This window comes from Angustibacter aerolatus (assembly GCF_054776675.1).
The window spans coordinates 1-11,542 of sequence record NZ_BAAHBM010000094.1 but is presented as its reverse complement, the minus strand read 5'-3'; the positions used below and the strand labels follow the sequence as shown (position 1 = coordinate 11,542).

Sequence of the window (11,542 nt, the reverse complement as noted above, 5' to 3'; positions counted from 1 at the left end):
CGCGCGTACTGCTCGGTGACCGGCCGGTCGTAGCCGAGACGGCGCACGGCACGGGCGCGGGCCGCGAACCGGGCCGCGCTGCCGGGCGGCTGCGGCCGCGAGCCGGTGACGCGGGTGGCACCCGCGGGACGGGTGGGGGTGCGGCTGCTCACCGGGGCGCCCGCTGCAGCGGCCCGAGGCGTGCGAGCACCTCGTCGGCGAGCATCGTGACGTCGCCCGCGCCGACCGTCAGCACGACGTCGCCGGGCTGCAGCCGGGCGCGGACGGCGTCGGCGGTGGCCGCCCACGACGGCACGAACGCCACCTGGTCGGGAGGCAGCGGCACGGCGTCGGCGATCAGCCGGCCGCTGACCCCGGGCAGCGGGTCCTCGCGGGCGGCGTAGACGTCCATGACCACGACCTCGTCGGCGCCGCCGAGCGCCTGCCCGAACTGCTCGGCGAAGTCGCGGGTGCGGCTGAACAGGTGCGGCTGGAACACGACGACCAGCCGGCCGTCGCCGGCCACCTGCCGCCCGGTGGCGACGGCGGCCGCGACCTTGCCGGGGTTGTGCGCGTAGTCGTCAAAGACCCGCACCCCGCCCGCGACGCCGCGCGACTCGAACCGCCGGCGGGTGCCGGTGAAGCGCGCGACCCCGGCCAGCGCCACCGCGGCCGGCACGCCGAGCTCGATCGCCGCGGCGGTGGCGGCCAGCGCGTTCAGCACGTTGTGCCGGCCCGGCACGTCGATGCGGGCACCGCCCACCCGCCGTCCGAGCACGACCACGTCGAACGACGCGCCACCGCGGTCGAGTCGGACGTCGACGGCGCGCACGTGCGCCTCGGCGACCGTGCCGTAGGTGACGACGCGCAGGTCGTCGCGCACGGCGCGAGCGGCCAGCCGGGCCGACCCCTCGTCGTCGGCGCAGGCCACCAGCGACCCACCGGGCCGGACCGTCGCCGCGAAGGCGTCGAAGCCGCGCTCGACGCCGGCCGCGTCGCCGTAGTGGTCGAGGTGGTCGGGCTGCACGTTCGTGACGACCGCGACGTGCGGGCGGTAGACGACGAAGCTGCCGTCGCTCTCGTCGGCCTCGAGCACGAACACCTCGCCGGTGCCGTGGTGGGCGTTCGTGCCGCTCTCGGCCAGCTCGCCGCCGATGGAGAACGACGGGTCGAGGCCGGCGTGCTGCAGCACCACGGTGAGCATCGAGGTGGTGGTCGTCTTGCCGTTCGTGCCGGCCACCGCGGCGACCGTGCGGCCGTCGGCCAGGGCGGCGAGCGCCTCGGAGCGGTGCAGCACGCGCAGCCCCTGCGCGCGGGCGGCCGCGAGCTCGGGGTTGCCCGCGCGGATCGCCGAGTTGGCGACCACGGTGCGGGCGCCCGCCAGGTGCGCGGGGTCGTGCCCGACCTGCACCTGCGCGCCCTCCGCGCGCAGCGCCGTGAGCAGCACCGAGTCCTTGGCGTCGCTGCCGCTGACCGCCATGCCACGGGCCAGCATGATGCGGGCGATGCCCGACATGCCGGCGCCGCCGATGCCGATGAAGTGCACGGGCGGCAGGTCGGCCGCGGGCGGCAGCGGGGCGTCGGTCACGCGGCACCGCCGGGCACGCTGCGCAGGGTGGACGGCGCGACGCCCTCGATCGCGGCGTCGACGAGGTCGGCCAGGCGCTCGTCGGCGTGCGGCACGGCGAAGCCGCGCGCCGCCTCGCCCATGGACCGCACCGCCGCCTCGTCCCGCAGCAGCGGCAGCACGACCGTGCGCACCCAGTCCGGGGTGCAGGCGGCGTCGTCGACGAGCAGGCCGCCGCCCGCGCGCACCAGCGGCTCGGCGTTGAGCCGCTGCTCGCCGTTGCCCACCGGCAGCGGCACGTAGACGCCCGGCAGCCCCACGGTCGCCAGCTCGCACACCGTGTTGGCACCCGAGCGGCAGACCGCGACGTCGGCGGCGGCGTAGGCGACCTGCATGCGATCGACGTACGGCACCACGACGTACGGCGTCGGGCCCTCGACCGGCACGTCGACGGCCTTGCCGAGACCGCTGACGTGCAGCACCTGCACGCCCGCCGCGCGCACCTCGGCCGCGGCGGCGGCGAACGTCTCGTTCAGCCGCTGCGCGCCGAGCGAGCCGCCGAACACCAGCAGCGTGGGCAGGTCGGGCCGCAGCCCGAGCTCGGCGCGGGCCGCGCGCATCGCCACGGCCCGGGCGGCCGCGTCGAGCCCGCCGAGCTCGCCGATCTCGGCGCGCAGCGGCATGCCGGTGTGCACGGCGTGCGGCAGCGGGGTGCCGGCGTACGTCGTGGCGACGTACCTGGTGAGGCGCGCACCGAGCCGGTTCGCCAGGCCGGGCAGCGGGTTCTGCTCGTGGATCACCACGGGCACGCCGCGGCGGCGGGCCGCGAGGTAGGCCGGGGGGCACACGTAGCCGCCGAAGCCGACGACCACGTCGGCCCCGCTGCTGTCGATCGCGGCACCGGCCGCGCGCACCGCGCCGCCGAGCCGGGCGGGCAGCCGCGCCAGGTCGCCGGACGGGCGCCTCGGCATCGGCACCTTCGGCAGGTCGATGAGCGGGTACCCGGCGGCCGGGACCAGCCGCGCCTCGAGCCCCTCGCTGGTGCCCAGCGCGGTGATCGTCGTCGTGGGGTCGCGGCGGCGCAGGCAGTCCGCCAGGGCCAGCAGCGGCGAGACGTGCCCGGCGGAACCGCCGCCGGCGAGCAGCACGGATCGGCTCACGAGGCGACCGTCCGGCCCGAGCGGGCGGTGCGACCGGCGACCCGGCGGCGGGCGCCGGGCACGACGGCCAGCCCGCGCCGCACCAGGCCCGGTCGGGCCGCGAGCACGTCGCGGCACCCGGGCTCGTGGCGGGCGAACGACATCAGCATGCCGAGCAGCACCAGCGTGACGATGAGCGCCGAACCCCCGCTCGACACCAGCGGCAGCGGCACGCCGATCACCGGCAGCATGCCGATCACGGCACCCACGTTGACCAGCATCTGCCCGAGCAGCCAGGCCATCGCCGCGGCGGTGGCGATGCGCACGAACAGGTCGGAGGTGCGGGTCACCATGCGGAAGCAGGCGTACCCGAGCGCGAGGAACAGCGCGAGCACCACCAGCGTGCCGGGCAGGCCGAGCTCCTCGCCGATGATCGCGAAGATGAAGTCGTTGTGCGCCTCCGGCAGCCACGACCACTTCTCGCGGCTGGCACCGAGCCCGACGCCCCAGAAGCCGCCGTCGGCGAGCGCGTACTTGCCGTGGATCGGCTGCATGCAGGCCCCGAGGCTGTCGGTGCAGTGCAACCAGGTGCCGAGCCGGGCCATGCGGTTCTCGCTGGTCACCACGAAGACCGCGACCAGCGCGGCGGACGCCAGGCCCGCCGTCACGAACATCCGCGCGGGCGCGCCCGCCGCGAAGAGCAGCGCGGCCAGCACCATCAGCAGGATCAGCGTGGTGCCCAGGTCGTGCCCGAGCAGCACCAGCCCGAGCGCGAGCGCGCCCACCGGGAACAGCAGCGGCACGACGACGTGCGACGCGCGGTCGAGCAGCGCGCGCTTGCGGCACAGCACCGTGGCGCCCCAGACCACCAGCGCGAGCTTCAGGCCCTCGGACGGCTGCAGCCGCTGCCCGGCCAGCTCGATCCAGTTGCGGTTGCCGTTGACCTCGACGCCGAGCGGCGAGAACACCAGCGCCTGCGCCACGACCGTCGCCACGACCATGCCCCAGCCCAGCCGCTGCCAGGTGCGCAGCGACAGCCGCGAGGCGACGAGCATGAGCGGCACGCCGAGCGCGGCGAAGACGGCCTGGCTCTTGAACGTCGTGAACGAGGAGCCGGTCTTGGTCAGCGAGGTGACCGAGGAGGCCGACAGCACCATGACCAGGCCGATGACGAGCAGGCACAGGGTGGCGCCGAGCAGCAGGTAGTACGTCGTCACCGGCGACTCGAGGCGCTCGAGCACGGGCAGGTGCCGCCGCAGGCGGGATCCGCCGACGGGCACCGCGCCGTCGTGCGCGGCGGCGCTCATGCCCGCGGACCCTCCGGTCGCCCGCCCAGCCGGCGGACGGCGGCCGCGAACCGGTCGCCCCGGTCGTGGTAGTCGCGGAACAGGTCCATCGACGCCGCCGCGGGCGCCAGCAGGACGACGTCGCCTGGCCGCGCCAGACCGCGCGCCTGCTGCACCACGAGCTCCATGACGTCAGTGTCGGTGGAGTCGACCTCGACCACCGGGACATCCGGCGCGTGTCGCGCGACGGCGGCGGCGATCTGGTCGCGGTCGCGGCCGAGCAGCACCGCGGCCCGCAGCCGGCCGGCGTGCCGGCGCACCAGGTCGTCGACGTCGGCGCCCTTCAGCAGCCCGCCGGCCACCCAGACCACGTGGTCGAACGCGGCGAGCGACGCCGCGGCGGCGTGCGGGTTGGTGGCCTTGGAGTCGTCGACGCAGTCGACGCCGTCGACCGTGCCGACGCGCTGGATGCGGTGCGGGTCGGGCACGAAGCCGCGCAGCCCGTCGCGCACGGCGGTGGCCTCGACCCCGGCGGCGCGGGCCAGCGCGGCCGCCGCGAGCGCGTCGTCGACCTGGTGGGGCGCGAGCGCCGGGGCGTCGCCCTGGACGTCGGCCAGCGTGCCCAGCTCGGCCGCGGCGGTCTGCCGCTCGGTGACGAAGGCGCGGTCGGCGAGCACGTCCTCGACCACGCCGAGCATGCCGACCGAGGGCACGCCGCGGGTGAAGCCGACCGCGCGGCAGCCCTCCACGACGTCGGCGTCGCGCACCAGCTGCTCGGTCACCGGGTCGCCGGCGTTGTAGACGCAGGCCAGCTGCGTGCGCTGGTACACCTCGCCCTTGTCGTGGGTGTACGCCGCCATCGAGCCGTGCCAGTCGACGTGGTCGGGGGCGACGTTCAGGCAGACGCTGGCCAGCGGGCTGACCGACAGCCCGCGGCCGGCCGGGGTGTGGTCGAGCCAGTGCAGCTGGAAGCTCGACACCTCGACGGCGATCACGTCGTAGCCGTCGGGGTCGATCACCGCGTCGAGCACCGGGACGCCGACGTTGCCCGCCGCGACGGCCCGCCGGCCGCCGGCCCGCAGCATCGACTCGAGCATCCGCACGGTGGTGGTCTTGCCGTTGGTGCCGGTGACGAGCAGCCAGGGCGCCGCCCCGGTGGCCGGGCGCATCCGCCAGGCCAGCTCGACCTCGCCCCACACCGGCACGCCGGCGGCCTGCGCGGCGGCGAGCAGCGGCTGGTCGGGTCGCCAGCCCGGTGACGTGACGACGAGGTCGGGCAGCCGCTGCGCGTCGGGCAGCGCGGTCACGGCGTCCGGCCCGAGCCGCAGGTCGGCGCCGAGGATGCGCAGCAGCTCGCCACGGTCGCCGACGTCGTCGCGGCCGTCGACCACGGTGACGCGGGCCCCGTGCTGCACGAGCGTGTCGGCGGCCGCGAAGCCGCTCACCGCCGCGCCGGCGACGACGACGTCGAGGCCCGACCAGTCGGCGTCCGCGCTGACCAGCTCGGTCAGGTCGCGCGTCACGAGCCCACCACCCACTCGGCGTAGAAGATGCCCAGGCCGAGCGCGACGAAGAGACCGGCGATGATCCAGAACCGGATCACGATGGTGACCTCCTGCCACCCCAGCAGCTCGAAGTGGTGCTGCAGCGGCGCCATCCGGAAGATCCGCTTGCCGGTCAGCTTGAAGGACCCGACCTGCAGGATCACCGACATCGTGATGATGACGAACAGGCCCGCGATGATCACCAGCAGCACCTCGGTGCGGCTGGTGATCGCCAGGCCGGCCAGTGCGCCGCCGAGCGCGAGCGAGCCGGTGTCGCCCATGAAGATGCGGGCCGGCGAGGCGTTCCACCACAGGAACCCGATGCACGAGCCCATGACGCAGGCGGCGACGACGGCCAGGTCGCGCGGGTCGCGCACCTCGTAGCACTTCAGCGCGGTGCTCGACGGCGTGCCGGTCTGCAGGGTCTGGCAGGCCTGGTTCGACTGCCAGGTGCCGATCAGCACGAACGCGGCGAACACCAGCGTGCTCGCGCCGGTGGCCAGCCCGTCGAGGCCGTCGGTGAGGTTGACGCCGTTGCTGGTGGCAGCGATGAGCACGTACGCCCACACCACGAACAGCGCCAGCCCGAGCGCCGGCCCGGCGAACGCCAGGTCGAGCGGGGTGTCGCGGATGAACGAGATCTGGGTGGACGCCGGGGTGCGGAACGCGTGGTTCGGGAACTGCAGGGCGAGCACCGCGAACACCACCGACACCAGCGACTGCCCGATGAGCTTGGGCACCGCCCGCAGGCCGAGCGAGCGCTGGTTGCGGATCTTGATGAAGTCGTCGAGGAACCCGATGAAGCCGAGCCCGGTCATCAGGAACAGCACCAGCAGGCCGCTCACCGTGGGCGGCCGCCAGGTCAGCAGGTGCGCCGCGACGTACGCCGCGAGGGTGCCGCCGATGATCACCGCGCCGCCCATCGTGGGCGTGCCGCGCTTGGTGTGGTGCGACGTCGGGCCGTCGTCGCGCACGAACTGCCCGTAGGCCCGCTTCACCAGGAAGCGGATGTAGAGCGGCGTGCCGAGCAGCGTCACGAGCAGCGAGACGCCCGCGGCGAAGAGGACGGCCTTCACGAGGTGGGACTCCCCTGCTCGACCAACCGGTCACCGAGGAACCGCAGACCGGCCCCGTTGCTGGACTTCAGCAGCACGACGTCGCCCGGCTGCAGCTGCTCGCGCAGCAGGGCGAGGGCGGCGTCGGCGTCGGGCACGTGCACCGACTCCTCGCCCCACGAGCCCTCCATGACGGCACCGGTGTGCACGGCGCGCGCGCCCTCGCCGACCGCGACGAGGCGCGACACGTCGAGCCGCACCGCGAGCCGGCCGATCGCGTCGTGCTCGGCGACGGCGTCCGGGCCGAGCTCGAGCATCTCGCCGAGCACCGCCCAGGTGCGGCGTCCGGCGCTCATGGCCTTGAGGGCCTTGAGCGCCGCGCGCACCGAGTCGGGGTTGGCGTTGTAGGCGTCGTTCACGATCGTCACGCCGTCGGGCCGCTCCGTGACCTGCATGCGGTAGGCGCTGGCCGCCTCGGCGGTGCCCAGCAGCTCGGCGACCCGCTCGACCGGCAGCCCGGCGTGCCGCGCGACGGCCGCGGCCGACAGCGCGTTCGCGACGTGGTGCTCGCCGTGCAGCCGCAGCGTCACCGGCGCCGACCCCTCGGGCGTCACCAGCGTGAACGAGGCCCAGGCGGCGGCGTCGAGCCGGACGTCGTCGGCACGCACCTGCGCGTCGGTCGAGCGGCCGACCAGCACGACCTGCCCGGCGGCGACGGCGGCCATCGCGCGCACCCGGTGGTCGTCGGCGTTGAGCACGGCGAGGCCGTCGGCGTCGAGCGCCTGCACCAGCTCGGACTTCGCGACGGCGATCGCGTCGACCGACCCGAACTCGCCGAGGTGCGCCTGGCCGACGTTGAGCACCACGGCGACGTCGGGCCGGGCGATCGTCGTCAGGTGCGCGATGTGGCCGGTGCCGCGGGCGCCCATCTCGACCACGAGGAAGCGCGTCGACGGCTCGGCCCGGGTGACGGTGAGCGGCACGCCGACCTCGCCGTTGTACGAGCGGTCGGTGGCGACGGTCGGCCCGGCGCCGGCCAGCACGTGGGCCAGCAGGTCCTTGGTGCTGGTCTTGCCCGACGACCCGGTGATGCCGACGACCGTCGCCTCGGGCAGCGCGCTCACGACGTGCCGGGCGAGCGCGTCGAACGCGACCTGGACGTCGTCGACCACCAGGTGCGCCACGCCGTCGACCGGCCGGCTGACCAGCGCCGCGACGGCACCGCGCTCGAGGGCCTGTGGCACGAAGTCGTGGCCGTCGGCGTGCTCGCCCACGCGCGCGACGTACAGCCCGCCGGGCCCGGCGGTGCGGGCGTCGGTGACGACGGGACCGTGCACCACGAGCGCCGGGTCGCCGTGCAGCCGCGCGCCGGTCGCCGCCGCGACCTGCGCCAGGGTCATCGGGATCACGAGGACACCGGCGCCGAGGGGGTGCGTGCGGCGAGGACGGCGGCGCGCAGCTCGTCGCGGTCGTCGAAGGGGTGCACCGTGCCCGCGACCTCCTGGCCCGGCTCGTGGCCCTTGCCGGCCACCAGCAGGACGTCGCCGGGCCGGGCCAGCGCCACCGCGCGCCGGATCGCGTCGCGGCGTCCGGCGACCTCGAGCACCTCGGTGCCGTCGGTGACGTCGGTGCCGCCTGTGCCGCCTGTGCCGGAGAGCACCGCGGCGCGGATCGCCGCCGGGTCCTCGCTGCGCGGGTTGTCGTCGGTCACCACCACGACGTCGGCGGCGGACACCGCGGCCGCGCCCATGCCGGGTCGCTTGCCCGGGTCGCGGTCGCCGCCGGCCGCGAGCACGACGAGCAGCCGACCGGCCGGCTGCACCTGCGGGCGCAGCGCGGCCAGCGCGGCGGCCACGGCGTCCGGCGTGTGCGCGTAGTCGACGACGAGCAGCGGGTGCGCACCCGCGGCCCCGGCGTCGTCGTCCGGCTCGACCCGCTCCATGCGGCCGGGCACCCCGCCGGTGGCGGCCAGGCCGCGCTCGACCGCGTCGGCCTCCAGCCCGCTGGCCAGCAGCATCACCGCGGCCAGCGCGGCGTTCATCACGTTGAAGTCGCCGGGCAGCGGGCAGCGCAGGCGCAGCCGGTGGCCGTCGGCGACCCGCTCGAGCTCGAACGCGGTGCCGGTGCGGTCCGGGGTGCGGGCGGCCACCCGCCAGTCGGTGGGGGCAGCGGGGTCGGCCGAGAGCGTCGTGACCGGCACGCTGGCCCCGGCCGCGGCCCGGCGGGTGCCCTCGTCGTCGACCACGACGACGGCCGCGCGGCTGTGCCGGGGCGTCAGCAGCAGCGACTTGGCGGCGAGGTACGTCTCCATGTCGCCGTGCAGCTCGAGGTGGTCCTGGCTGAAGTTCGTGAAGCCCGCGACGTCGACGACGGCGCCGTCGACCCGGTGCTGGGCCAGCGCCTGGCTCGACACCTCCATGGCGCACACCTGCACGCCGCGCTCGAGCATGGTGGCGAGCAGGCCGTGCAGGTCGGGCGCCTCCGGCGTGGTGCGCACGCTGGCCACCCGCTCGTCGGCGACCCGCGTCTCGACGGTGCCGATCAGCCCGGTGGTGCGCCCGGCGTGCCGCAGCACCGCGTCGAGCAGGTACGTCGTGGTCGTCTTGCCGTTCGTCCCGGTGACCCCGAGCAGCTGCAGGCGCTCGGCCGGGTGGCCGTAGACCGCGGCGCTGACGTCGCCGAGCGCGGCCCGCGGCGCCGGCACCACGAGGGCGGGCAGGCCCACGCCGTCGGCCTGCAGGCGGTCGGCGCCGGCGGCGTCGGTCAGCACCGCGCGGGCGCCTGCGGCGTCGGCGCGGACGGCGAACTCGGCACCGTGCGCCCGCGCCCCGGGCAGCGCGGCGTACAGGTCGCCGGGGCGGACGGCGCGCGAGTCGAGGGTGACGCCGGTGACGGTCACCGCACCCGCGCCGGGCGGCGTCGAGGTGCCCGCGACGGCCGCCAGCGCGGCCAGGGAGACGCCCTCGACGGCCCGCGGACGCAGGCCTGCCGGTGAGCTCGCAGCGGGTCCGGGCACGACGGCGAGGCTACCGCTCGTCGGTGGTGATCGAGATCCTGGGCGGCTTCGTGCCGGTCGGCGGGATCTGCAGCTTCTGCAGGGCGTACGTCATGACGTCGTGGAAGACCGGGGCCGCCACGGTGCCGCCGTAGTAGCCGTTCGTGGGGCGCTGCAGGGTGACCGCCACGACCAGCTGCGGGTCGTCGGCCGGGGCCATCCCGATGAACGACCCGGTGAAGCCGCGGTAGCAGCCGCAGGTGGGGTCGCTGTACTGCGCGGTGCCCGTCTTGCCCGCCACCCGGTAGCCCGCGATGCGCGCCTCGGGCGCGGTGCCGTCCTTGCTGACGACGCCCTCGAGCATGTCGCGCAGCGTGCTCGCGGTCTGCTTGCTCACCACGCGCGTCTGCTTCGGCGTCGCGGCCGGCACGACCCGGCCGGTGGCGTCGGTGGTCGACGCGATCAGCTGCGGCGCCACGCGGACGCCGTCGTTGGCGATGGTCTGGTAGACCCCGGCCGCCTGCACGGCGTTGACCGACAGGCCCTGGCCGAACAGCACCGTGTAGCGCTGCGTGCCGCTCCAGTCGGCCACCGGCGCGAGGATGCCGCGGCTCTCGCCGGGGAACCGCAGGCCCGACGGCTGCCCGACGCCGAACTTCACCAGGTAGTCGTGCATCGTCGTCGCCGGCAGCTTCTCGCCGGCCAGGATCGTGCCGACGTTGCTCGACTTGGCGAGCACGCCGGCGAACGTCAGGTGCTCGGTGGGGTGGGCGTGCGAGTCGTGGAACGTCCGGCCGGCGCGGCGCACGGTGGAGTCGACCGAGAACGGCGTCGTCGGGGTGACCACGCCCTCCTCCAGGGCGGCCGCGGCCGTCATGATCTTGCTCGTCGAGCCCGGCTCGTACACCTCGGACAGCGCGCGGTTGTACATGTTCTCGGCCTTGGCGCCGCGGGTGTCGTTCGGGTTGAACCCCGGGGCGTTCGCGAGCGCCAGGATCTGCCCGGTGCGGGTCATCACGACCACCACGCCGGACTTCGCCTTCGACTCCTTCACCTTCTGCGCGATGAGCTGCTCGGCCTTGTACTGCAGGTCGCGGTCGATCGTCAGCCGGACGTCGGACCCGTCGACCGCCGGCGTCCGCTCGACCTCGCCGTTCGCGATCTGCCGCCCGGCCGGGTCGCGCTCGTAGGTGACGCTGCCGTCGCGGCCGGCCAGCACCAGTTCCTCGGCGCGCTCGATGCCGGCGCCGGTGGTCTTCAGGCCGTCGTGCATCGGGAACCCGACGACGGACGCGCCGATCGAGCCGGCCGGGTAGTACCGCTCGGAGGTGCGCTGGCCGAAGATCCCGCTGACGTCCAGGTCGTCGACGCTGCGCCACAGCTGCGGCGTGACGCCCTTGACCACGTAGGCGAAGCGCTTGGTGCCCGTGAGCTTCTGGGTGAGCGTCGCGGTGTCCATCTTCAGCACCGGCGCCAGCGCGGCCACCGCCCCCGGGACGCCGAGGGTGACGTTGACCCGCTTGCCCGTGACCGGGTCCTTGCGCAGCACCTTCCAGCTCCCCACGAGCTTCTGGTCGACGGTGACGTCGTAGCGCACCAGGCTCGTGGCCAGCACCGCGCCGTCCCGGTCGACGACGTCGCCGCGCATCGCCGGCACGGTGGCCGTCGTCAGCCGGCCGTCGAGCGCCTGCTTCGCCATGGCCGACGCGTCGAGGCCCTGCAGCCGCAGCAGCTGCACCGCGAACAGGCTGAGCACCAGGCAGACGCCGAGGAACATCGCGCGCACCCGCCGCTGGGGGTGACCGAGCGCGGTCCGAGGCACCCGGTGCGGGGCCGGCGGTCGGGTCGGGCGGCTCGATCCGGTGCGGGCGGCGGGCGCTCGGGTGGCACCGCCAGGACGCGGGGCCGCGGGCCGTGCCGTGCGACCGGGCGCGGGACGGGCCGCACCGGCAGACGCGCCGGCGCGCGGCGCACGGG

General features: G+C 75.6%; 8 protein-coding genes. All 8 read right to left on the bottom strand.

All coding sequences use genetic code 11. From position 1 onward, the window contains the following. Positions 1-148: 148 nt before the first annotated feature. From murC to ACYVI6_RS16030, 8 genes are read right to left on the bottom strand one after another with little or no spacing between them, the layout of a single operon-like run. Positions 149-1,567 (bottom strand): UDP-N-acetylmuramate--L-alanine ligase, encoded by a 1,419-nt coding sequence (murC, locus tag ACYVI6_RS16065; protein WP_460447332.1) that lies wholly within the window; start codon positions 1,565-1,567, stop codon positions 149-151. Further along, entirely contained in the window at positions 1,564-2,706 is a 1,143-nt protein-coding gene (murG, locus tag ACYVI6_RS16060; RefSeq protein WP_460447331.1) for an undecaprenyldiphospho-muramoylpentapeptide beta-N-acetylglucosaminyltransferase, read from the bottom strand. The genes murC and murG overlap by 4 nt, the downstream gene beginning before the upstream one ends. Beyond that, positions 2,703-3,992 carry a putative lipid II flippase FtsW gene (gene ftsW, locus ACYVI6_RS16055; protein ID WP_460447330.1) on the bottom strand — a complete coding sequence of 430 codons (1,290 nt, stop codon included), beginning with the start codon at positions 3,990-3,992 and terminating at the stop codon, positions 2,703-2,705. Before ftsW ends, murG begins: the two co-directional genes overlap by 4 nt. Continuing rightward, entirely contained in the window at positions 3,989-5,494 is a 1,506-nt protein-coding gene (gene murD / locus ACYVI6_RS16050) for a UDP-N-acetylmuramoyl-L-alanine--D-glutamate ligase (protein WP_460447329.1), read from the bottom strand. Before murD ends, ftsW begins: the two co-directional genes overlap by 4 nt. Beyond that, positions 5,491-6,591 (bottom strand): phospho-N-acetylmuramoyl-pentapeptide-transferase, encoded by a 1,101-nt coding sequence (gene mraY, locus ACYVI6_RS16045; RefSeq protein WP_460447328.1) that lies wholly within the window; start codon positions 6,589-6,591, stop codon positions 5,491-5,493. Before mraY ends, murD begins: the two co-directional genes overlap by 4 nt. Further along, on the bottom strand, positions 6,588-7,979 hold the full coding sequence (locus ACYVI6_RS16040) for a UDP-N-acetylmuramoyl-tripeptide--D-alanyl-D-alanine ligase (protein ID WP_460447327.1): 1,392 nt from the start codon (positions 7,977-7,979) through the stop codon (positions 6,588-6,590). Before ACYVI6_RS16040 ends, mraY begins: the two co-directional genes overlap by 4 nt. Then, entirely contained in the window at positions 7,976-9,586 is a 1,611-nt protein-coding gene (locus ACYVI6_RS16035) for a UDP-N-acetylmuramoyl-L-alanyl-D-glutamate--2,6-diaminopimelate ligase (protein WP_460447326.1), read from the bottom strand. Before ACYVI6_RS16035 ends, ACYVI6_RS16040 begins: the two co-directional genes overlap by 4 nt. A gap of 10 nt (positions 9,587-9,596) precedes the next feature. Continuing rightward, positions 9,597-11,342: a peptidoglycan D,D-transpeptidase FtsI family protein gene (locus ACYVI6_RS16030; RefSeq protein ID WP_460447333.1), complete on the bottom strand. Its 1,746-nt coding sequence runs from the start codon at positions 11,340-11,342 to the stop codon at positions 9,597-9,599. Positions 11,343-11,542 lie beyond the last annotated feature (200 nt).

Bases quoted from the DNA above. Each gene is read 5' to 3' on its own strand.
- ftsW (WP_460447330.1), bottom strand. From the start codon at position 3,992: ATGAGCGCCGCCGCGCACGACGGCGCGGTGCCCGTCGGCGGATCCCGC.
- ACYVI6_RS16030 (WP_460447333.1), bottom strand. From the start codon at position 11,342: ATGTTCCTCGGCGTCTGCCTGGTGCTCAGCCTGTTCGCGGTGCAGCTG.